Raw genomic sequence first — 21,776 nt, forward strand, 5'->3', positions numbered from 1 at the left:
AAAATTGTTGTTGGATAAGGTTTTTTTTGTCATTTTTGATAGAATAATCACACATTTTAACGAAAGGAAATGAGCGACAGAGATCCAATGGACCAAGAAGAAATTCACTCCAAAGTTTTGCGAGCGGGAAGAAGAACTTACTTTTTTGATGTAAGAAGCACAAAAGCGGGAGACTACTATTTAACTATTACCGAGAGTAAAAAATTTACTCATGACGATGGTTCTTTTCATTACAAAAAACATAAAATTTACCTCTACAAAGAGGACTTTGATGCCTTCAAAGAAAATGTTGAGGAGATGATGAATTTTATAATAGATGAAAAAGGTACCGAGGTTATCTCAGAAAGACATCAAAAAGACTTTAAAAAAGAAGAAGATACACCTCCTGCTATAAGCGAAGAAAAAACAAGCGGTAGTTTTACAGATGTTAGTTTTGACGACATTTAGATAAAATACTCTTAAATAATTGATAACGACCCTGTTTATTAAGGGTCGTTTTTTATTTTTATACAATAGCTAAATCCAACCATAATGAAGAAAATTTTTCTTGCCCTAGTATTTACAACTTACTTTTACTCTAGCGCACAGCAAGAGCTGGACTTAAACTACTATTTACCTCAAGGAATTACTTATGATGCATCCATACCCACACCAAAAGAGGTTATTGGACACGAAGTAGGTGAATGGCACGTAACACATGATAAACTTATGTTCTATATGCAAACGCTGGCAAAGTCTAGCGAGCGCATCACTATAGAGAACAGAGGAGAGACATTTGAGGGAAGGCCATTATTATTGCTGACCATTACCACTCCTGATAACCATAAAAATATAGATAAGATAAGAGAGGAGCATATTGCACTTACCGAGAACGCGAGTAACGGCGACACCACTAACATGCCCATTATAGTATACCAAGGATTTTCTATACACGGAAACGAACCAAGTGGTGCAAATGCCGGTTTGGCTTATGCTTACTACTTGGCAGCAGCTCAGGGTCCAGAAATCGAAGAGATGTTGAGTGACATGGTAATTTTAATGGATCCTGCCTATAATCCAGATGGCCTACAACGTTTTGCTTACTGGGCGAACACCAATAAAAGTATCAATTTAGTAGCAGATAACAACGAACGCGAGTATCATGAGGTATGGCCCGGAGGAAGAACCAATCACTATTGGTTCGATATGAATAGAGATTGGCTGCCGGTACAACTCCCGGAAAGCAGGGCACGCATCGAAAGTTTTCATAAATGGTTGCCTAATATACTTACCGATCATCATGAAATGGGCACGAACTCTACCTTCTTTTTTCAGCCAGGAGAACCTACGAGAGTACACCCATTGACCCCAAAAATTAATCAGGAGTTAACAGCAGAAATTGGGACTTATCACGCAAAAGCATTGGATAAGATAGGCTCTTTATACTATTCCGAAGAAGGATATGACGACTACTATTACGGGAAAGGCTCTACTTTTCCAGATGTTAATGGTAGCATAGGAATTCTTTTTGAACAGGGAAGTTCTAGAGGCCATGTGCAGGAAAGTGAGAACGGGTTATTGACATTTCCCTTTACCATTCGCAACCAATTTACTACAGCATTATCCACCATTGAAGCCGCAACAAATATGCGCGAAAAAATCTTGAATTATCAGAAAAAATTCTATCAAGATATTAAGAATGAAGCAGCTAGGAGCAAAACCAAAGGAATCGTTTTTGGAGATAGTAAAGACGGTGCAAAGGCATGGCACTTAGCAGAGATATTAGAACGTCATAAAATGAAAATCCATGCGTTGGCAAATGATGTGACCATCAATGGAAAAAAATATGCGAAGGGAAAAAGCTATGTTATTCCCATGGATCAAAAAAACCCTAGATTGGTAAAGGCCATGTTCGAAAAACGCACCACTTTTACGGATAGCTTATTTTATGATATCTCCGCTTGGACCTTTCCACTTGCGTTTAATATTGATTACGCGGAGGTTGGCTCCTTGAGTAATGCAGGAGCAAGAATTGATAAATTACCCGCTTTAGAAGGTGTTGTTAGTGCTAAAAGCAATTATGCTTATCTATTTGAATGGAACGAGTATTACACTCCAAAGGCCTTACACGCCATTATAGAAAAAGGCCTTAGGGCTAAAGTGGCAAAATCTCCATTCACCTTAGAAGGTAAAACATATGATTACGGCACCATTATGGTACCGGTACAAAATCAAGATTTAAATGCTTCTGAACTACATGCGTTTTTGGTGGGTATAGCCAAGAAAAGTAACTTAACCATTACAGGGGTAGGCACTGGGCTTACTAGAGGAATAGATTTGGGAAGTAATGATTTTGACCCGATTAAAAAACAGAAAATAGCCATTCTAGTTGGGGATGGAATTCGTTCTTATGACGCTGGCGAAATCTGGCACTTGTTTGATACACGATATAATATAGAATTGACCAAAATAGATTTAGGGTACTTCTCTTCTGTAGATTTAAACAAATACACCGATATTATTATTCCAAGCGCATACGGAAATGCACTGAATAAAAACTATTCAGAAAAACTAAAAGATTGGGTCAAAGATGGCGGTACTTTAATTGGCTATAGAAATGTAGCGGAGTGGTTCAACAAAAATGAATTCATGAAACTAAAGTTTAAAAAAGACACCTTAATCGCAAAGAATATAGCCTTTGACCAGAAACGAGATTTTAGTGGAGCTCAGGTAACTGGCGGTGCTATATTCGAGGCAAGATTAGACCGTTCCCACCCCATAAATTTTGGTTACAAGAACGATAATATTGCCTTATTTAGAAATACCAATGTGTATATAGTTCCTGATGAGGATAGCTACAACAACCCTATCACCTATACGAATAGTCCTTTATTGAGTGGTTATATTTCAGAAGAAAATCTAGAACTTCTTAAAGGTTCCGTTCCGTTTCAAGTACAACGCTTAGGAAAAGGGCGTGTTATCGCTTTCACTGACAACACCAATTTCAGAGCTTTTTGGTACGGCACCAACAAACTATTAATGAATGCTATTTTCTTCGGAGAAATGATGTAAAAACAGTTTACCTAAGCTTCTTCTTTCTCAAGAGAGGCTTAGGTATTTTACAGTTATCCAATTAAACATAAATAAGGCGAGAACTAAACATAACCCAAACCCAAACCCACTGAGTATCGTTAGGGCTATCAAGAGCATAGTATAGTATCCTAAGAACCCTAGGATTGCACTAGCAAAACGCAAAGTCCCCATAAATTCTGGCTCCCAAACTTTAGGCTTCATGATTCGCTTCCATAGTAACACCACAGGGCAGTTTAACAAAAGAAAGAGCCAATAGAAGAATTTATTTTTACGCTTTGGTTTAATTACCAGAAGTTCAGAATTACCTTCAACATATCTAGAAATCAATTCATTCGTTTCTTTTGGGTTCAAATAATCTACTCCCGTCTTATCCAAAAATCGAATTATATCTTCATACTCCGTTTCCGAGGCTATATGTGTAGTTAATTCCTTTAAGCGGTCAGATACGAGTGTTTTCACCCTTTTAGTAGATGCAACTATATCTTCCTTATCATAGATTGAATCTAAAGAGATGCTCTCGCCGTAATAAATGGCAACCTCATCAGGAAACCTTGTAGCACATTTGTAATTAACACCTACTGGGACCAGATGAATATCCAAATCCGGATACCTATTTTTTGCTCGGAACAAAATCCTCGTAAACCCTTTGCTTAATGGACGTACCCGTCGTTTCAAATTATGGTTAGCCTCAGGAAACATTACCAAAGCTTCTTTCTTACTAAGAACGTCTGCACAAGCATCAAAAACTGCTTCATTTTTACTCAATTTATCCTTACCATCCCTTAACCGGTAGATAGGAATCATTCTGAAAAATTTAAAAATAGCATCAAGAATGGGTTTTCCAAAGACATCCGCACGGGTCAAGAAAAAGGGTTTTCTATTACAGGCCACCACAATGAGAAGTACATCTAGCAAGGCACTTTGGTGATTTGGTAAAAATAGAACTGCTTTATCTTTGGGTACGTTTTCCAGTCCGTGAACCACAATTTTTTTGTGATAGGCATGCAAAGCCAATTTCATTAGTATTTTTATGAAATAATACATCCTATTCGTTACGCCAAAGTTTCTTTCTTTACAATACTTTTTGACCAATAACCTGCAAGCAATAGGCCTGACACTAAATGCCATATACCCCAAAAAGCCGTTAGTAGTGCCATTCCGCCAAGACCATCAAAGAAAGTGAATATTAATAATAATCCCAATCCAGAATTCTGTATCCCAGTTTCAATAGTAATAGACTTTCCATTCTTTTGATTCAGTTTAAAAATTTTACTGATGGAAAATCCAGTAAAGAATGCTAACAAATTATGAAGTAAAACTATCCAAAAAACATAAAAAATATAATCTAAGAAAATATCCATATTGTTATATAACGCTAGGAACACCAAGGCTATAAAAAAGAGTAGGGATAATGGTTTTAAGCCCTTTGCAAGTATCAATGCCAACTTGGGTCTAAAATGATGTAAGCACATTCCCAAGAAAAGCGGCAGCCCTAAAAGCAAAGCAACGAGTTTGACCATTTCAAATGGAGCGATGGCAACGGTCTCTAAAATTTGTGCCGTAGGCTTATATAAAGAACCCCAAAACTCTAAACTTAAGGGCGTCATAATCACGGCCAGAAGGGTGGCTATGGCAGTAAGACAAACGGAAAGTGCACTATTACCTCCTGCCAAATGGGTAATGAAATTAGAGATGTTACCTCCAGGGCAAGCGGCGACCATTATCATTCCCAATGCAATACTAGGATAAGGCTTTAGAATAAGGATTAGAATAAAAGTCACAAGAGGCAATAAGACAAACTGACTTAAAACACCAATTAAAATAGGCTTAGGTTTAGACCAAAGTTCCTTAAAATCCTTTATTGAAATCTCTAAGGCAACTCCGAACATAACAAATGCCAAGACTATGTTTAAAACCCATAGCGCTTCACTATCAAAGTTAATATGTACGTTATCTAAAAGTGTATCGGTCAAAGAGTATGCAGTTGGTTAACTTAAACACATTGATGTTAAAAATATGGTTTATAAGTACAAACAACAATAGAATAACACTTAACTTTAGGACTCCAGAATAAAAAGTTATGGCAAGAACAGAAAGTAATATGTTGGACCTTGGAACACAGGCTCCCGAATTTAAACTTCTTGATACCGTTAGTGGCACCACCATGCACCTGTCCGATATGACGGGAGAACATGGTACGGTTATCCTATTTATATGTAATCACTGTCCTTTTGTAATTCATGTAAATCCAGAAATTATCAAAATGGCCAAAACATATCGATCAAAAGGCGTTCAATTTATTGGCATTTCCAGTAACGATGTTGTTAATTATCCTCAGGATGGTCCGGAACTAATGAAAATAAAAGCTTTAGAGGAAGGTTATACCTTTCCCTATCTTTATGATGAAACCCAAGAAGTAGCCAAAGCTTATGACGCTGCCTGCACCCCAGACTTCTATTTATTCGATAACAAGTTAAAACTTGTATATCGCGGTCAGCTAGACGATTCGCGACCTGGAAATGGAAAAGACCTCACGGGAAAAGACCTCAGGGAGGCAATAGATGCACTCTTAAAAAACGAACCTATCTCCACAAACCAAAAACCAAGCATTGGTTGTAATATAAAATGGGCCAGTTCTTAAGAGCAAGCAGCAACCTATAGCAACAGTGTACATGAAAGAGATTGTTCATTTTGAACCACTTACACCAGAGAAATATGCTACTTACATTACTGTAGGAACCAAAGCTTACAACCAGCATTATAGGCACTTATGGCCAAAAGGAGATTCAGCACCGTATATTCAAAGTAGTTTTTCCAAGGAAGTATTGCTTAAAGAAGAACAGGATACCAATACCGGCCTATTTATGATTAATTACAACAAAGAGGCCGTGGGCATACTAAAAATAACTTTTGATAAAGCTTTAGATACCTATGTAGCAGAAGATGCACTCTACGTTGACAAAATCTACCTTAAAAAGGAAGTTACAGGCAAGGGATTAGGCAAAAAAGTCTTGCAGTTTATTAGTCTTAGAGCAAAAGAACTTAAAAAACGTATAATTTGGTTAGATACGATGCAAAAAGGACCGGCGCTATATTTTTACTTAAAAAATGGCTTTAAAGAACATAGCGAGACCAAAATACCTTTTTCACAAGCTATTGAAACCGAGAAGCCTATGTTTATAATGACCAAAACCGTCTCTACGGAATAAATACTTCAATGATAGCTTAAAAAATTACCAGCCTTCCCGATGGGCTAAATTTTTAATGTGAGCAAAATGATGATTCCCATGCCAGGCATACTTGGCAATATTTTCGGCCACGGAAACCTTGACATTACCCTCTGGGTGGAGGTAATTTTTCTTCAAATCATTTGCGCTAAGGCCTTTCAACAAATACACTAGTTTGGCATGCAGTGCGCTGATATAATTTAAGGAAAGGGAAATTGGCGCTGTACGCGCATCAAATAAACCACTCCATTCCTTTTCTTCATAGGCTTTTATCAAAGGCTCGTTCTCTGTAAGCGCCCATTTAAAACGGGTGTAACTATGATGATGACTATCTGCAATATGATGAACGACCTGTCTTACGGTCCACCCATCGGGTCGGTAGGGTGTTTCCAATTGCTCATTGGAAAAATTTGAAACCAAATTTTCCAAACGACCGGGAAGTGTTTCCAATTCCAGAATATAACCCGCAATCTGTTCTGAAGTAATGTTGTCGGGACAACTGAACATGCCAATAGGGTAACGTAAGTCTTGCATATTTTCCATGACTTAAAAATACTAAACTTTAATACATTTTTAACCCCAAAGAAAATTGAACATTCATATAATCTACTAATTTTGTAGAGTAACTTAAACACACACAAATATGGCAACAATACGATTAGGCGATACAGCACCGAATTTTACCGCAGAAAGCTCTGTTGGAACTATAAATTTTTATGATTATTTAGGAGATAGTTGGGGAATACTATTCTCGCATCCGGCAGATTTTACACCCGTTTGCACTACAGAATTAGGAACTGCGGCCAAATTTAAGGATGAATTTGAACAAAGAAATGTTAAAATGATTGCCTTGAGCGTGGACAGCGCAGCTTCTCATACAGAATGGATAAAGGATATTAACGAAGTGCAACAAACCGTTGTAAATTTCCCCATCATAGCCGACGAGGATAAATCCGTATCTAATCTTCATGGTATGATACATCCAAAAGCGGATAACAATTTAACGGTACGTTCCGTTTTTATCATCGCTCCGGATAAGACAGTAAAACTAATCCTTACTTATCCAGCTTCAACAGGTCGCAACTTTTACGAATTATTGCGGGTTATAGACTCACTTCAACTTACTGCCTACCACAAGGTCGCTACTCCAGCAAATTGGGACAAGGGTCAAGATGTAGTGGTTAGCCCCGCTATTCCAACAGCTGAGGCCAAAGAGCTATTTGAAAAAGGAGTAGAGGAAATAAAACCTTACTTAAGAATGACGCCTGACCCTTTGGCATAGTTCTTGGGATACAGGTATGTGTAAAGATGCATATGAGATTACTTAACAGTAATATAACTTACTAAAAATCTTACAATTAAATATTTTAATAGTATCTTTGCACTTTAATTAATATATAATTTTTTCTATTATGAGTAAAGGAACAGTAAAATTCTTCAACGATTCCAAAGGATATGGTTTCATCACTGAAGATGGTTCAAACGAAGATCATTTTGTACACATTTCTGGCTTAATCGACGAAGTTCGAGAAGGTGATGTTGTGGAATTTGAACTACAACAAGGTAAAAAAGGATTAAACGCCGTTAATGTGAAAGTAGTTGACTAGGTAAAGATTTAACTTTTTTATAGTATAAGCCCGAACAATTTGTTCGGGCTTTTTTTGTGCTTCATTACTAAAACGTAACACATGAACTACGTTTTAATATTTTTGTTTAACGTTTACGCAACCATTATTCTTTTTTGCATCTAAAAGGTAAACACAATGGTTCCCCAAGAACTTAAACCTAATCAATGAATACTTTTCTTGCAGTTTTTTTCCTCCTAATAATTGTCAATGCCCTTATACTAGTGGGCAGCCTACTAAGTGAAAAAAACTAATTTAATTATTCCTTTATTAAAGTAGGGTATTTCTTCTTACGGTTGTTATATAAACAGTGAGGAATCTAAACCTGTACCTATGAAAACTTTTTTAATTATAGTCTGTATTTTACTATTGGTAAATATTGTGCTATTTCTATTCAGCCTAACCAAAGCAAAATAAAAACACCCTGGCAAAACCAGGGTGTTTTTATTTATTACTATTGTATTTTATTGAACTACCTAAGCTTATCCAACATTCATTAATTCTACGTCGAATATGAGGGTAGCGTCTGGCGGAATTACACCACCTGCTCCTGCACTACCGTACGCTAAATCTGATGGAATAACAAAACGGGCCTTATCACCAACTTTCAAAAGTCCAATACCTTCATCCCAACCTGGAATTACTTGACCAACACCTAACTGAAAATCGATAGGAGAATTTCTTTTGTAGGAAGAATCGAAAACCTGACCGCTCAATAAAGAACCTTCATAATGTACGGATACCTTTTTACCACTTTCAGCTTTTGCACCGTTTCCATTTTGAATCATTTTATAACGTAATCCAGATTCGGTAGCCTCAAAACCAGCTGCTACTTTATCCAGCTCCGCTGCTTGTGCTGCCTTTGCAGCAGCTAAGCGTTCTTCACCTGATGCAGCAAATTTATCAAAAGCTTCTACAGCATTCCAGTTGTTGGCCTCATCGCCTACTCTTACAATTTCAACAGTTTCTAGGCTATCTCCTTGAGCTATACTATCTACTACTTCTTGTCCTGAAGCAACATGTCCAAAAACAGTATGCTTGTTATCTAACCAAGGCGTGGGAACATGTGTAATAAAAAACTGACTCCCATTAGTTCCTGGCCCTGCATTTGCCATTGATAGCACTCCTGGCTCGCTATGGTTTAAATCTGGATGAAACTCATCATCAAATTTGTAACCCGCGTCACCGGTACCAGTTCCTTGTGGACAGCCACCCTGAATCATAAAATCAGGAATGACCCTGTGAAATTTTAATCCATTGTAGTAGGGCTCTCCTTTAGACTTTACCGAATTCTCTTTGTCCCCCTCAGCAAGTGCAACAAAATTACCAACTGTTCCGGGAGTTTTATCGTGTGTTAGTTTTACTAATATTTCGCCTTTTGATGTGTTGAATTTAGCATAAATTCCATCTTCCATAGTACTAATTTTTAATGAGCGGCAAAGATATGGAAAAGTTAGGAGTTAACCTTTGGGATTACGTGTTTGAGGTTTCAGGTTTAGGGTTTGGAATTTAATAACGATATCATTTTTAACCATAAACTATTTCCCCTGCGAATCACCAGTACCATAAGTATCAAAAAGATAGATAAGACTTGTCATAGCGGCCGCGCCTAATTCCAACTCTCTTCGATTTACGTGTTCAAAAGTGTCGTTCTCTGCATGGTGGTAATCAAAATACCGCTGAGAGTCGGGCCTTAAACCCGCTAATACGATATGCTCGTTCTTCAAAGGACCAATATCGGCACCACTACCCCCTTTGGTAAAAAGATTAGCTAAATAAGGCGCTAGCAGATAGGACCAAGATTGTACCTGTTCAAATGCTGCAGGCGATGCATCAAACGAGAAACCTCTTGGGGTAAATCCTCCAGAATCGCTCTCTAGCGCAAAAATATGATGCTCTTTATTTACCGCTGCTACCTCCGCATACTTCTTACCGCCACGTAAACCATTTTCTTCGTTCATGAAAAGAACGGCTCTAATAGTACGTTTTGGTTTGTACCCTATTTTTTTTAGAATCCGTAACACCTCCATACTTTGCACGCATCCGGCACCATCATCATGCGAACCGTCTCCTAAATCCCAAGAATCTAGGTGTCCACCCACAACCAAAATCTCCTCAGGATCCGTACTTCCTTTAATTTCTCCAATGACATTATAGGATTGCACATCCGGAAACTGTTTGCAGTTTTGTTTAAAATAAAAAAGAATTTCAGGGTTCAATTTTACGGCAGTACTTAGTAATTCAGCCGCATTGGTACTAATAGCTGCCGCAGGAATACGTTCTTCTTCTGGCAAATCACCGTAACCCATACCCCCAGTATGCGGATAATCGTCTAAACGGAGGTTCATTGAACGTACGATAACCCCAAGGGCACCATATTTTGAAGCGGCTATGGCACCACGGCCTCGTTGGTCTACTGCACCAGAATATGCCGAAAACGTATTAATCAATTTAGCATCCATAGGACGATTGTAGAATACTATTTTTCCTTGAATTTTTTCTTTCCCCAAAGACTCCAGCTCCTCTAATCCTTGCACCTCTATGATTTTGGCCTTTATTCCTTTTTGAGGTGTGGCAACGGAACCACCAAGTGCCGTTATAGGAACGTTTGTTGTTACCCCCGGTGTGGTTTCAAAATAAGCAAATTCTGGTGTACCCCTTACCCATTTGGGCACCATAACAGGTTGTAACCAAACACGGTCCAAACCTAGAGAATCTAATTGGGACTTGGTATAGTTTACAGCCTGTTCTGCCTGTATGGAACCCGATAAACGTCCTCCAATCTGATTGGAAAGATAATTTAACCAATCATAGGCTTTTCCATCCTCTAGTGCGGTATCATAAATTTTACGAATCTGAAGCTCGTCTTTACTCTGGGCCTGGGCTATACCCGTTAAAAAAAGTAACGATGCCAGTAGGCCAACCTTATTTTTCACCTTGTAGTTGATTTTCATAGGTTTCTAAATTAGCCATTATTTTAGCATCCAGCGCTGGCTCCTTGATATCTTTGTATTTTTTTAACCTTTCTAACAATATCGTGGCGACAATGACCCGAGCTGCTTTTTTATTATCGGCAGGTATTACATACCATGGCGCATGCGCTTTAGAAGTATTGTTTATGGCTTCCTCATAACAAGATTGATAGGCTTCCCATAATTTCCGCTCTTTTAAATCGCTCGGAGAAAATTTCCAGTGTTTTTCTCTAATAGCCAACCTACGCAATAATCGCTGACGCTGTTCTTCTTTTGAAAGGTGTAGGTAAAACTTAAATATAATAGTACCGTTCTCAAACAGATGTTGTTCAAAATTATTGATCTGTTCAAAACGCTTATCCCAAAATTCCTGTTGTATATCTGCTACCTCGTGTATACCGGGAATACGCTCTCCTAAAATATACTCCGGGTGCACTCTGGTCACCAAAACGTTTTCATAATGCGTTCTATTAAAGACGCCAAACTTTCCTTTGGCCGGCAGTGCTATATAATGCCTCCATAAATAATTATGGTCCAGTTCTAATTCCGTAGGAAACTTAAAACTATGTACCTCTACTCCACTGACATTAAAATCTTTAAAAACTTCACGAATTAGACTATCCTTACCAGAAGTATCCATGCCTTGAAGACAAATAAGAACGCTATACTTCCCGTGAGCATAGAGCATATCTTGAAATTCGCCCAGGGCTCTCCTAGTTATTTTTAGGTCTTTTTTCAATTGTTTGTCCGAAAGTCCAAAATCTTCTCGTGTGGAAACTTCTGAAATTTTTATCGACTCTGTAACACTATACGCACTGCTATTTATATAATCCATACCGAAATATAAAAGATTTAATTTTTGAAATAGGTTAAAAGATCAAAAAAAGATGGTCAGTAAACCCTTGAAATATACATTTCAACCAATAAACGTAAATGACAGCCTTTCCATCGAATAAAAAGCGCTACTAGGGTCTCCCATGATTAACTTTATACTTGTAAAAGTCCCAAATTTTACACCAAATTTTTTATAATGAACAAAACCTACATCTATTCATGCGCTATTGTCGCATTCCTACTTTTTTCTTCCTTTAAGGGTAATCTGGAATGTGAATATGCCGGCTCTAACATCGACTTTGCCAGAACTAGAACAGAGAAGGCAATAGCAATCGACGATATCAATAAAGCACGTTATTTGGCATACAAGGCTTTGAATGCAATTGAAAAATCAAAGAAACAGTTAGAAATATGTGGATGTGAGTTTGCCGAGCAAAATTTATTGGAAGGACTTAAAAATTTAAAGCTTGCGACCAAGGCCACTACACTAGATGCTACACGTATCTACTTATTACGATCATTAGAAAATACTATGGGAAGCTTAAATGCCCTACAAGACCATCATTTGCACAAGGCAAAGTTCAATGAAAGTATGGCCGTTATAGATACTGTAGATATGGCTTTAAATACTTCTTCTATACCAAAAAAGCCCATAAAAATGCTTTATCAGAAGATAGATGCTTCCCTAGAGAATTACGTCGTGTCCTTGAACAAAGTGGTAGAAACGGTAAATTGTAAAGAAGCACGAGCCTTTACTTCACGAATAATAGAACATTGCGAAAAAGAGTTATTAAGGGATAATTTGTCCGAAGGTAAAATATACTATAACCTAAGAACAAAAGAAATAACCCTTGCGGCCCATAATCGTATTGGAACTTGTACAGCAAAATAAACTACATGAGGCCAAACCAGCGAGGCATTCCCAAGAAATGATCAACATTTAATTACGAGGCGAGCCTCGGGGTTTGATCCCCTTTTGAAGTGCCCATATAATTTCTTTATTTGCTAGCGAATAACTTTACGTCATCTTCTGAAACTTCTTCACCTCCCAATATAATCAGACGTTCAACAACATTTCGTAATTCACGAATATTACCTGTCCAATCGTATGCCTTAAGTAATTTAATGGCTTCTTTAGAAAATGACTTGCCCCCTATTCCTTGCTCTTGAGTAACTTTCTTAGTGAAATGATCGATAAGAATTGGAATATCGTCCCTTCTATCATTTAAAGCAGGAACCTTTATTAAGATAACCGCCAGTCTGTGATACAAATCCTCACGAAATTTACCATCGGCTATTTCTTGTTTCAGGTCTTTATTCGTAGCGGCAACGACCCGCACGTCAACTTTAATATCTTTATCCGTACCCACGCGCGAAATTTTACTTTCTTGCAGCGCCCTAAGGACCTTAGCTTGGGCGGACAAGCTCATATCTCCGATTTCATCTAAGAAAATCGTTCCTTTATTAGCAGCTTCAAATTTTCCCGCGCGATCTTTAACGGCAGATGTAAATGCTCCTTTCACATGTCCAAAAAGCTCACTCTCAATTAACTCCGAAGGTATTGCAGCACAATTCACTTCTATAAAAGGTGCGCTACTTCTTGCACTTTTCTCATGTATCCAATGTGCAACCAGTTCCTTTCCGGTTCCATTAGACCCCGTTATTAGAACACGTGCATCTGTAGGGGCTACCTTTTCTATCATATCCTTGATGGCTTCAATCTCTTGACTTTGACCCACCATTTCATAATTCTTGCTGACTTTCTTCTTTAAAATTTTATTCTCTACAACAAGTTCTTTCCTGTCCAAGGCATTCCTTACAGTAGTTAGTAATCTATTTAAATCCGGTGGTTTAGAAATATAATCGAACGCCCCCAGTCTCATCGTATTTACCGCCGTATCTAAGTCTCCATGACCAGAAATCATGATAAAAGGTATTTCTGGTTTAATTTTTCGAGCAGCTTCCAATACCTCAACACCGTCCATTTTTGGCATCTTTATATCACAAAGCACCAAATCATAATCATTATTCTTTATGGTATCCAAACCTTTTAGACCATCCTCTGCCTCCTCCAAAACATAAGCGCTATTCTCTTCAGAAAGTATCTTGACCAAAACTCTTCTAATGGCTGCCTCATCCTCTATTACCAAAATTTTTGACATGTTTCAATTTTTAAATTCCTATTCTAAATCCCGTTCTAAAATAAAGTCCGGGACCACTGTTGAGTGTAAAAACACTGGCTCTGTCACTATTCCTTAAAACACCGTTCTGTGTTATGGTATGTCCTCCTAAAAGATAGACAGAAATATCTTTAGTAAATTTATACTGATAACCAAGAGTCAATAATAATGCCGTATGTGAAATATCCGTAGCTAAATTATTATTTGACAGCAGTATATCATTCTGAATATTTACATAATATCCATCTAAGAAAAGTTCTGCTTGAAAAAAGTGTTGTTTTTTGGTATATAGTTTTATACCGGTTTTTGGAACACCGACCGTGTAAGCCCAATTGGGCCTAAAACGCTTTTCGTAATACACGAATGGAAGCGGTACACGAATGGGAGATGTGGCGCTATAGGACAGGCCTACCACCAATCTATAAGGTTTTTCCGCATCTTTTTTTTCTTTGTATCCGCCTGCAGTAAAATTTATATTGAAATCTTCTCGCTGATTCCCATCTGTAAAGGTTGATGCCCATCGGGGGGTCATTACTCCGATAAATCGCCAGTCTTCGCTCCATTTATATACGTATGCCAAATTAACATCTAATACATGGAAATTACTAAGGTCGGTAGTATTTGGTAGGGTAGACTGGGGTACCGTATAATCAAACTTGTTATACTCGGCCCCTAGTACGATAAAATCTTTCTTTTCACGAACGGGAATTGGAACATTGGCCAATAACTTTATTCTTGTTGTACTAACCTCAGAGTTATTCTCTGGCATCAACATGTATTCCGCCCTAAAAACATCCGGAGTTTGAGCAGTGATAAAAGTGAAAGAAAAAATAAGCGATAACATTCCTATTCTTTTACAACTCCTCATTCCTTATCGCCATTTTTAACATTACTATATTGAAACGGTTTTTGTTGAAAAATATGCAGATCTCTTTGAGGAAATGGTATCACGACATTATTGTCCCTAAACTCGGCATCGATTTTATAACGTATTTCACTCTTTATCCTAGGGTCCGTAAAGCTATCACTTATAAAAAAGTTTAAGGAGAACAGCAGCGCAGAGTCACCGAAATCCTCAAATAGCACAAAAGGCTTAGGATTTTTCAGCACTCCCCTTTGGTTCTGTACTACACCTTCTAAAATTTTAGTGACCAATTGTACATCGCTACCGTAAGCTACTCCTATGGTAACGTTCTCTCTGGTAGTTTTGTGGTTTTGGGTATAATTATAAACAATATCACTAATAAATTTATGATTTGGGATTATAATCACCTTATCATCTCTTGTAATGGCCCGTGTGGTGCGCAATTTAATCTCAAAAACCTTTCCAACGCGATTATCCACTTCTACAATGTCACCCACTCTTAAAGACTTATCGAGAATAATAAATATCCCTCCTATAATGTCTTGAAACAACTCTTGCAAAGCAAGACCCAGACCAACGAACAACGCAGCAGATGCCGTTATAAGTATAGTGATATCTATCCCAGCGGCACTCATGGTAAATAGTATAACTACAATATATACTACATACTTAATAAACTTAAAGATGCTTACGAACTTAAGTTTATCATCGTTCTCCATTTTTCTGGTAAAAAATTGACGAATCCATCTAAGAAAAAAACTGGTAATAAAAAAAGCAGCGGTAAGTAAAAGTAATAGCCCAATAGTGATATGGATTGACTTTTCACCCTCTCCATAATGAAACCCCAAGTTCAAAAACTCTTTAATGGAGCCCCAGATATCATCCTCAATAATTTCCTTTATTTTCTCAGTCTGCTCCTGAATCATAGTTAATACTTAAGCCATTTAAAAAGTTCTTTATAGCTCGGTTTTTTACCGTACATAAGTATTCCCACACGATATATTTTAGCGGCTAACCAAACGATGCCAATAAAGGTAGCTATTAATATTAAAATTGATGAAATCAATTGCCATAGCGGCACGCCTCCTTCACCAATACCTCCAGGAAGTCTCATTAACATAACAATAGGGGATGTAAGTGGAAATAGTGAGAAACCAACAGCTATTGGCCCATGTGGATTACTGAACACCGAAAAGAAACCAACATATATAGCCAGCATTAAGGGTAAGATAATAGGAAAAATAAACTGCTGAGTGTCCGTTTCATTATCTACGGCAGCACCAATTGCAGCGTATATAGAGCTATAGATTAAATAGCCTAAAATAAAGTATATCAGAAAAAAGGTAATAAGCATAACCCAAGGAATATCAAAAAGCTCTTGTGCATAAAGCTGAATCGTAGTGTCGGCAGATGGTATTCCTGAATTTACCCCTGTTGGATTTAATCCACCTCCAGAAATGGTAGCGGGGTCTATATCAAAAATAGTCATCGCAATGACTAGTAATAAAGTTCCGGAAACTATCCATATTCCAAACTGGGTAATTCCTGCCAAGGAGGTGCCAATAATTTTGCCTAGCATTAATTGAAAAGGCTTAACCGAAGAGATGATGACCTCTATTATTCTACTGGTTTTTTCTTCGATAACACTCCGCATAACGAATCCTCCATAAATAATAATAAACATCATAATAAGGTATCCAAAGCCACCTCCTATAATCGCTTTTATCTCATTTATACCTTTCAAATTTTGTTGCCCTGAAAAAGTAGCAATATTAATTTCATAAGAGCTGTCCATTTCTGAATACTGTTCAGCGGATATCCCCAGTTCTCTCAATCTTTCCCGTCTTAACCTGTCCTTAAATAAACGCTCTAATTTTTCTAATACAGATGTACTAGGCGACTCTTTGCTATAAAAAAATGACCTTTTAGCTACCTTTTCAAGATTAGATTCATTAGGAAGGTAAATTAAACCATAATAACCCATATTTAAGGTGGAGTCTTTTGCCTCCTCCAAACTTAAATCCCTAAAACTGACAAAGGAAGTGGTATCGGTTGTTAAGAACGAATTAGAAAAATAATCACTCTCGTTTAACACGGAAATAACCCTTTTTTCATTGTCATTTAATTTGGTGAGGTAGGCAATAAGCAAAATCATACCTACCATGAGAATAGGGCTTAAGAACGTCATAATAACAAAAGACTTATTACGGACTTTAGCCAAGTATTCTCGTCTAATTATCAAGGGTAATTTATTCATGAGAAATACCTTTACTTTTTATAGTTCTAATAAATATGTCGTTAGCGGATGGTATAGTTTCCACAAAACTATTCACATTGCCCTTACTCCCTAGATAATTCAACAAAGGCCTTGAATCATTAGATGCTAATTGAATGGAAAAATAAAGCTGATTTTCGTTTGCATCATACTCCGAACTTAATATTCGAAATTTATCCTTTAACTCTGTTGTAAAGTCCTCGGGATTATCAATTTCCAAACCAACATCAAATATGTTGTTCTTGTAAGCCTTTTTAATATCGCTTAATTTACCGTCTAATATTTTTTCAGATTGATGGATTAAGGAAATGTATTCGCACAATTCCTCTACGGATTCCATACGGTGAGTAGAAAATATTATTGATGTACCAGCTTCTTTAAGTTTTAGTATTTCATCTTTTATAAGATTGGCGTTAATGGGGTCAAAGCCACTGAAAGGTTCATCGAAGATTAGTAGTTTTGGCTCATGAAGAACGGTGACGATAAATTGTATTTTTTGCGCCATTCCCTTTGAAAGCTCCTGAATTTTCATATTCCACCAATCTCCAATATCAAGACGATCGAACCAAAATTTCAGTTTGGCCTTAGCATCGGCTTTTGACAATCCTTTAAGTTGGGCCAGATACAAAGCTTGTTCTCCAACCTTCATACTTTTGTATAGACCACGCTCCTCTGGCAGATAACCTATTTGCGATATATGCTCTGGCTTTAGCAGTTGGCCATCAAAAAAGACTTCACCGCTGTCAGGATATGTAATTTGATTGATAATACGTATTAGAGTGGTCTTACCAGCTCCATTAGGGCCCAGCAATCCGTAAATACTATTCTTAGGAATTTCTAAGGAGATGTTCTTTAAAGCAGTATAGTTTCCATACTGTTTGGTGACCTCTTTAGTGACCAAAATGTTGTTCATGTAGGCAATTTATCCAAAGATATTGAAATGTTTTAAAAGGCACGGGACGTAAAGAACAACAACATAAATATAGTTATCATTATCCCGAATATTTAGGCGTTTAATAAGCTTTGGTACTATTAAAAACGGCTTTAAAAGCAAAACCCACCCTCAAAAGATTAAGGATGGGAAAAAAATTGCTATGAAAAAGAAAATTGACATTAGTTTCCTAACATCAAATCAAATATACGTTTTTTATTTAAAAATCAATGATTTTAGTATTAAGAGAACATATCTTTAACTTTTTCAAAAAAAGATTTGTCGGATTTTTCCGGTTTTGGTTCAAAATTTTCATTTCCCTGCATACGTTGAAAGAATTCTTTTTGTTCTTTATTAAGTTCTTTTGGAGTCCAAACATTAACGTGTACCAAGAGATCGCCGCTGCCGTAGCCATTAAGACTAGAAATACCTTTACCTCTTAACCTTAGAATTTTTCCGGACTGTATTCCTGGCTCTAATTTTATCCTGACCTTTCCGCCAACCGCATCTATTTCTTTGGAGGTTCCCAAAACTGCTTCAGAAATACTTACGTATAAATCGTAATGCAGATTATCTCCCTCTCTCTTCAGCGTATCATGTTCCTGGGTCTCTATGGCAACAAGTAAATCCCCCGGTATACCATTACCTGGCGCATCATTACCTTTACCGGGAACTTTTAGTTGCATCCCCTCTTCTACCCCTGCCGGAATATTTATGGAAACGGTTTCCTCGGTAACTTTTAAACCTTGCGCATCCGCATCTCCAGGTTTGCCATCTAAAATCTGTCCACTACCACCACAAGTACTGCAAGTAGCTGCGGTTTGCATACGACCAAGAATTGTATTTTGCACCTTGGTTACCTGACCTCTACCATTACAGGTAGTGCAGGTTTTATAGGTTACACCTTCCGCTTGTATTTTACGCCTTACTTTAACCTTCTTCTCAACACCATTAGCAATCTCCTCTAACGTTAGCTTTACCCTAATCCTTAAGTTGCTACCTTTAGTCCTCCGCTGACCACCACCGCCGAAGCCGCTAAAACCGCCGAAACCACCTCCTCCACCGAAGGCACTTCCGAAAATATCGCCAAACTGGCTGAATATATCATCCATATTCATTCCGCCACCACCAAAGCCACCACCACCTTCAAAAGCGGCGTGTCCAAACTGATCGTAACGTGCTTTCTTATCCGCATCACTTAAAACTTCGTAAGCCTCGGCAGATTTTTTAAACATTTCCTCTGCCTTGGCGTCGCCCGGATTTTTATCCGGATGGTATTGCAAAGCTTTTTTGCGATAAGCTTTTTTAATCTCAGCCGCAGATGCACTTTTGCTAATACCAAGAATGTCGTAATAATCTTCTTTCATACCTCTTTTTTAATTTCCGACAACAACCTTCGGATGGCGAATAATTCTGTCCCCCAGTTTAAAACCTTTTTCAATGACATCAATTACTTTGCCTTTCATTTTTTTATCCGGTGCGGGAATCTGTGTAATAGCCTCATGCACTTCTGCATCAAACGTATCACCAATACTAACTTCTACATTTTGAAGCCCTTTGGATTTTAAGGTTTCGTTTAGCTTACCATTAATAAGTTGAACGCCCTTGAACATTTCTTTATCCTCAGATTTAGAAAGTTCTTTTAAGGCCCTATCAAAATCATCTAAAACAGGTAACAAGGATACGATTACTTCTTGACCTGCGGTTTTGAAAAGGTCCATCCTTTCTTTTGATGTCCGTTTCTTGTAGTTCTCGAACTCCGCGAACAATCTTAAAAATTTATCTTTTTCCTTACCTAAATCCTCCTTTAACTGTTCCTCTTCGCTAAGTTGCTCTTCCTCTTGAGTTTCGCCCTCATTTTCAATGATTTCTTCCTCATTGGAGACAGTATCCTCCATATCTTCGGCTTTATTTTTATCACTCATAATATATTGCTTATTTAAGACCAAATTTGAGGTGGCAAAAGTACTGCCAAATCTTTAAAAATGTCAAAATGTCACAAAGGAATATTAAAAAATCCGCCAAAAGCGGATTTACAAAGAATATCTGAGAATTCTAATGCTTAAGAAGCATACTCTTTTTCCATGGTAGCTTCTTTTGGAGCACAAAAACCATTAAGTCCATAAATATCTTCCAGTGCTGAACAGATATTTCTAAAACGAAAATTAAAACCCTCTTCCTCTATTTTTTTGCTACTGACCCTTTGGCTAGCAAAAAGTATATAGGACATTTCCCCCAATATGGTATTCATTACAAACTTTGGAATGTTAGGCAAAAAAAGTGGTCTCTGCAGTGCTTTGGCAATTTCCTTGACCAATTTATTGTTACTGACAGGATTTGGAGCTACACCATTGAAGACCCCCTTTATATTATTTTCCCCTAGGAAGAGGAATATTTTTGCTAGATCTACTATATGAATCCAAGATTGCCATTGGTCACCACTTCCAAAAGCTGCCCCCACATAATACTTAATGGGTTTCGCCATCTCTGGTAGCGCACCACCATTATTGGACATTACCAAACCAACGCGTACTTTGGCAACATTAATATCTAATTTCTTGAAGGCATCTATCCCTTCCTCCCACTTCGCTACTACTTCTCCCAAGAAGCTGTCATCTACTTGCTCGCAGCTCTCATCATAATACTTACTTTGAGAAGTTGGGTAAATCCCAATTGCCGAGGCAGACACAAAAGACTTAATATCCTCGTAGGAGCCGTTTTCTATAGCATTATATAAGGTTCTCAAAGAATCAACACGACTATTTAGAACCTCTTTTTTGTAGGCTGATGTCCATCTTTTAGAAATACTAGCTCCTGCTAAATTCACTATTACGGAAACCCCGTTAAGGCAATCACTATCAATCTGGTTATTTGAAGGGTCCCAATAAAAACCTTGATAATTACTCTTAGAAACTATTTTATGTTTACTTGTAGTGAGGTAATTCACATCATATCCCTTATCGTGACATTGACGAACTATTTCACTCCCAACTAAACCCGTAGCACCTGTTATCAATACTTTCATACGCTAAATATATTGCATAAAAAGCAAGCTGACAGACACTTTAATTTGGATTTAACACCTTTGTTTAACCTCCTAAGGTGCGAAGGCTAATAATCTACACCGAGACTTAAGGTTTAAAACCTCTTAACATTTCCCTTTTACCAGGGGGACCGGGAAGTCTTTCTACTAAAAAACCGACTTCTTGCATAGCCCTCCTAACACTACCTTTGGCAGCATAGGTAACAATATATCCTTTTGATTTTAGTGCATCGAACATTTTACTGAATATTGAAACTGTCCATAGCTCTGGCTGCACCCTTGCGCCAAAAGCATCAAAATAAATAAGGTTAAACAAGTTTTTTGCCGTTATGTCCTTAAAGTCCATTTGTTGCTTCTCCAGATAAAAATCGGGAGCAATTGCAACCGCTTCATTCCATTTACTATCGTGAAGCTTCTTGAAGTTGGAATCCATCTCAGGAACACCCAAGGCATTCGCATATTCCAATTGTTCAATTTCTTCCTTTGCTACAGGAAAAGCCTCAACACCGGTATAGCTAATGTTCAATCTCTTTTCACCACATTCCAATAATGTAATAAAGGCGTTTAAACCCGTTCCAAAGCCTATTTCCAAAATAGCCAAATCAGTCTTTTCAAAAAGGTCGAGTCCATGTGCTATAAATACATGATAGGCTTCTTGTATGGCACCGTGCTTGGAATGATATTGCTCATTCCATCCTTTAATCTGTATGGTTTTAGAACCATCACCGGTGGTTATTATTTCTCTTTCCAAA

22 protein-coding genes are annotated in these 21,776 nt (G+C 37.6%); 7 read left to right on the top strand and 15 right to left on the bottom strand.

Features of this window, described 5'->3' with window-relative positions; genetic code table 11:
* Positions 1–69: 69 nt before the first annotated feature.
* Together SJY09_RS08235 and SJY09_RS08240 are read left to right on the top strand one after the other, a co-directional pair.
* Positions 70–447 (top strand): PUR family DNA/RNA-binding protein, encoded by a 378-nt coding sequence (locus SJY09_RS08235; protein WP_396638471.1) that lies wholly within the window; start codon positions 70–72, stop codon positions 445–447.
* Between the two features lie 84 nt (positions 448–531).
* Positions 532–3,051, top strand: a complete 2,520-nt coding sequence (locus SJY09_RS08240) for a M14 family metallopeptidase (RefSeq protein ID WP_396638472.1) — start codon at positions 532–534, stop codon at positions 3,049–3,051.
* 27 nt (positions 3,052–3,078) lie between these two features.
* Here SJY09_RS08240 and SJY09_RS08245 read toward each other — a convergent pair whose 3' ends face one another.
* A complete protein-coding gene (locus SJY09_RS08245; RefSeq protein ID WP_396638473.1) occupies positions 3,079–4,092 on the bottom strand; it encodes a 1-acyl-sn-glycerol-3-phosphate acyltransferase in 1,014 nt (337 codons plus the stop codon).
* 32 nt (positions 4,093–4,124) lie between these two features.
* Positions 4,125–5,045: a bile acid:sodium symporter family protein gene (locus SJY09_RS08250; protein WP_396638474.1), complete on the bottom strand. Its 921-nt coding sequence runs from the start codon at positions 5,043–5,045 to the stop codon at positions 4,125–4,127.
* A 107-nt stretch (positions 5,046–5,152) separates the two neighbouring features.
* Between SJY09_RS08250 and SJY09_RS08255 the strand changes: the two genes are divergently transcribed.
* Together SJY09_RS08255 and SJY09_RS08260 are read left to right on the top strand one after the other, a co-directional pair.
* On the top strand, positions 5,153–5,713 hold the full coding sequence (locus tag SJY09_RS08255; protein ID WP_396638475.1) for a thioredoxin family protein: 561 nt from the start codon (positions 5,153–5,155) through the stop codon (positions 5,711–5,713).
* A 31-nt stretch (positions 5,714–5,744) separates the two neighbouring features.
* Complete coding sequence (locus SJY09_RS08260) at positions 5,745–6,281, top strand: GNAT family N-acetyltransferase (RefSeq protein WP_396638476.1); 537 nt, start codon at positions 5,745–5,747, stop codon at positions 6,279–6,281.
* 24 nt (positions 6,282–6,305) lie between these two features.
* On the opposite strand, the gene SJY09_RS08265 is transcribed toward SJY09_RS08260, so the two are convergent.
* On the bottom strand, positions 6,306–6,842 hold the full coding sequence (locus tag SJY09_RS08265; protein ID WP_396638477.1) for a YfiT family bacillithiol transferase: 537 nt from the start codon (positions 6,840–6,842) through the stop codon (positions 6,306–6,308).
* 100 nt (positions 6,843–6,942) lie between these two features.
* Between SJY09_RS08265 and SJY09_RS08270 the strand changes: the two genes are divergently transcribed.
* Positions 6,943–7,581 carry a peroxiredoxin gene (locus SJY09_RS08270; RefSeq protein ID WP_396638478.1) on the top strand — a complete coding sequence of 213 codons (639 nt, stop codon included), beginning with the start codon at positions 6,943–6,945 and terminating at the stop codon, positions 7,579–7,581.
* A 130-nt stretch (positions 7,582–7,711) separates the two neighbouring features.
* On the top strand, positions 7,712–7,906 hold the full coding sequence (locus SJY09_RS08275) for a cold-shock protein (RefSeq protein WP_013304911.1): 195 nt from the start codon (positions 7,712–7,714) through the stop codon (positions 7,904–7,906).
* Between the two features lie 500 nt (positions 7,907–8,406).
* Here the strand turns inward: SJY09_RS08275 and SJY09_RS08280 are convergent, their stop codons facing one another.
* From SJY09_RS08280 to SJY09_RS08290, 3 genes are all read right to left on the bottom strand, one after another.
* Complete coding sequence (locus tag SJY09_RS08280; RefSeq protein WP_396638479.1) at positions 8,407–9,339, bottom strand: peptidylprolyl isomerase; 933 nt, start codon at positions 9,337–9,339, stop codon at positions 8,407–8,409.
* Between the two features lie 123 nt (positions 9,340–9,462).
* The gene (locus SJY09_RS08285) at positions 9,463–10,878 is read right to left on the bottom strand and encodes a M20/M25/M40 family metallo-hydrolase (RefSeq protein ID WP_396638480.1); all 1,416 of its coding nucleotides are present in this window, start codon (positions 10,876–10,878) and stop codon (positions 9,463–9,465) included.
* Positions 10,850–11,731 carry a PPK2 family polyphosphate kinase gene (locus tag SJY09_RS08290; protein WP_396638481.1) on the bottom strand — a complete coding sequence of 294 codons (882 nt, stop codon included), beginning with the start codon at positions 11,729–11,731 and terminating at the stop codon, positions 10,850–10,852. The genes SJY09_RS08285 and SJY09_RS08290 overlap by 29 nt, the downstream gene beginning before the upstream one ends.
* Positions 11,732–11,926: 195 nt before the next feature.
* Between SJY09_RS08290 and SJY09_RS08295 the strand changes: the two genes are divergently transcribed.
* Entirely contained in the window at positions 11,927–12,622 is a 696-nt protein-coding gene (locus SJY09_RS08295; protein ID WP_396638482.1) for a hypothetical protein, read from the top strand.
* A 106-nt stretch (positions 12,623–12,728) separates the two neighbouring features.
* Here SJY09_RS08295 and SJY09_RS08300 read toward each other — a convergent pair whose 3' ends face one another.
* From SJY09_RS08300 to mnmD, 9 genes are all read right to left on the bottom strand, one after another.
* On the bottom strand, positions 12,729–13,892 hold the full coding sequence (locus SJY09_RS08300; RefSeq protein WP_396638483.1) for a sigma-54-dependent transcriptional regulator: 1,164 nt from the start codon (positions 13,890–13,892) through the stop codon (positions 12,729–12,731).
* A gap of 10 nt (positions 13,893–13,902) precedes the next feature.
* Positions 13,903–14,778, bottom strand: coding sequence for a DUF6268 family outer membrane beta-barrel protein (locus SJY09_RS08305; protein ID WP_396638484.1), 876 nt, complete (start codon positions 14,776–14,778; stop codon positions 13,903–13,905).
* The gene (locus SJY09_RS08310) at positions 14,775–15,701 is read right to left on the bottom strand and encodes a mechanosensitive ion channel family protein (RefSeq protein ID WP_396638485.1); all 927 of its coding nucleotides are present in this window, start codon (positions 15,699–15,701) and stop codon (positions 14,775–14,777) included. Before SJY09_RS08310 ends, SJY09_RS08305 begins: the two co-directional genes overlap by 4 nt.
* A gap of 2 nt (positions 15,702–15,703) precedes the next feature.
* The gene (locus tag SJY09_RS08315; RefSeq protein ID WP_396638486.1) at positions 15,704–17,032 is read right to left on the bottom strand and encodes an ABC transporter permease; all 1,329 of its coding nucleotides are present in this window, start codon (positions 17,030–17,032) and stop codon (positions 15,704–15,706) included.
* Complete coding sequence (locus SJY09_RS08320) at positions 17,025–17,963, bottom strand: ABC transporter ATP-binding protein (RefSeq protein WP_396638487.1); 939 nt, start codon at positions 17,961–17,963, stop codon at positions 17,025–17,027. Before SJY09_RS08320 ends, SJY09_RS08315 begins: the two co-directional genes overlap by 8 nt.
* A 260-nt stretch (positions 17,964–18,223) precedes the next feature.
* Positions 18,224–19,348, bottom strand: coding sequence for a molecular chaperone DnaJ (gene dnaJ, locus SJY09_RS08325; RefSeq protein WP_396638488.1), 1,125 nt, complete (start codon positions 19,346–19,348; stop codon positions 18,224–18,226).
* A gap of 9 nt (positions 19,349–19,357) precedes the next feature.
* On the bottom strand, positions 19,358–19,906 hold the full coding sequence (locus tag SJY09_RS08330; RefSeq protein WP_396638489.1) for a nucleotide exchange factor GrpE: 549 nt from the start codon (positions 19,904–19,906) through the stop codon (positions 19,358–19,360).
* Between the two features lie 137 nt (positions 19,907–20,043).
* Complete coding sequence (locus SJY09_RS08335; protein WP_396638490.1) at positions 20,044–21,006, bottom strand: TIGR01777 family oxidoreductase; 963 nt, start codon at positions 21,004–21,006, stop codon at positions 20,044–20,046.
* Positions 21,007–21,112: 106 nt separating this feature from the next.
* Positions 21,113–21,775 carry a tRNA (5-methylaminomethyl-2-thiouridine)(34)-methyltransferase MnmD gene (gene mnmD / locus SJY09_RS08340; protein ID WP_396638491.1) on the bottom strand — a complete coding sequence of 221 codons (663 nt, stop codon included), beginning with the start codon at positions 21,773–21,775 and terminating at the stop codon, positions 21,113–21,115.
* Between the last annotated feature and the right edge of the window lies 1 nt (position 21,776).

This window comes from Maribacter sp. R77961, assembly GCF_044594925.1.
Lineage (GTDB): Bacteria > Bacteroidota > Bacteroidia > Flavobacteriales > Flavobacteriaceae > Maribacter.

Excerpts from the sequence above, each read along its gene's own strand:
- SJY09_RS08300 (WP_396638483.1), bottom strand. The coding sequence starts at position 13,892 with ATGTCAAAAATTTTGGTAATAGAGGATGAGGCAGCCATTAGAAGAGTT.
- SJY09_RS08255 (WP_396638475.1), top strand. The coding sequence starts at position 5,153 with ATGGCAAGAACAGAAAGTAATATGTTGGACCTTGGAACACAGGCTCCC.
- SJY09_RS08265 (WP_396638477.1), bottom strand. The coding sequence starts at position 6,842 with ATGGAAAATATGCAAGACTTACGTTACCCTATTGGCATGTTCAGTTGT.
- SJY09_RS08335 (WP_396638490.1), bottom strand. The coding sequence starts at position 21,006 with ATGAAAGTATTGATAACAGGTGCTACGGGTTTAGTTGGGAGTGAAATA.
- dnaJ (WP_396638488.1), bottom strand. The coding sequence starts at position 19,348 with ATGAAAGAAGATTATTACGACATTCTTGGTATTAGCAAAAGTGCATCT.
- SJY09_RS08285 (WP_396638480.1), bottom strand. The coding sequence starts at position 10,878 with ATGAAAATCAACTACAAGGTGAAAAATAAGGTTGGCCTACTGGCATCG.
- SJY09_RS08330 (WP_396638489.1), bottom strand. The coding sequence starts at position 19,906 with ATGAGTGATAAAAATAAAGCCGAAGATATGGAGGATACTGTCTCCAAT.
- SJY09_RS08245 (WP_396638473.1), bottom strand. The coding sequence starts at position 4,092 with ATGAAATTGGCTTTGCATGCCTATCACAAAAAAATTGTGGTTCACGGA.
- SJY09_RS08305 (WP_396638484.1), bottom strand. The coding sequence starts at position 14,778 with ATGAGGAGTTGTAAAAGAATAGGAATGTTATCGCTTATTTTTTCTTTC.
- SJY09_RS08315 (WP_396638486.1), bottom strand. The coding sequence starts at position 17,032 with ATGAATAAATTACCCTTGATAATTAGACGAGAATACTTGGCTAAAGTC.
- SJY09_RS08310 (WP_396638485.1), bottom strand. The coding sequence starts at position 15,701 with ATGATTCAGGAGCAGACTGAGAAAATAAAGGAAATTATTGAGGATGAT.
- SJY09_RS08235 (WP_396638471.1), top strand. The coding sequence starts at position 70 with ATGAGCGACAGAGATCCAATGGACCAAGAAGAAATTCACTCCAAAGTT.
- SJY09_RS08290 (WP_396638481.1), bottom strand. The coding sequence starts at position 11,731 with ATGGATTATATAAATAGCAGTGCGTATAGTGTTACAGAGTCGATAAAA.
- SJY09_RS08275 (WP_013304911.1), top strand. The coding sequence starts at position 7,712 with ATGAGTAAAGGAACAGTAAAATTCTTCAACGATTCCAAAGGATATGGT.
- SJY09_RS08320 (WP_396638487.1), bottom strand. The coding sequence starts at position 17,963 with ATGAACAACATTTTGGTCACTAAAGAGGTCACCAAACAGTATGGAAAC.
- SJY09_RS08260 (WP_396638476.1), top strand. The coding sequence starts at position 5,745 with ATGAAAGAGATTGTTCATTTTGAACCACTTACACCAGAGAAATATGCT.
- SJY09_RS08295 (WP_396638482.1), top strand. The coding sequence starts at position 11,927 with ATGAACAAAACCTACATCTATTCATGCGCTATTGTCGCATTCCTACTT.
- SJY09_RS08270 (WP_396638478.1), top strand. The coding sequence starts at position 6,943 with ATGGCAACAATACGATTAGGCGATACAGCACCGAATTTTACCGCAGAA.
- SJY09_RS08280 (WP_396638479.1), bottom strand. The coding sequence starts at position 9,339 with ATGGAAGATGGAATTTATGCTAAATTCAACACATCAAAAGGCGAAATA.
- SJY09_RS08240 (WP_396638472.1), top strand. The coding sequence starts at position 532 with ATGAAGAAAATTTTTCTTGCCCTAGTATTTACAACTTACTTTTACTCT.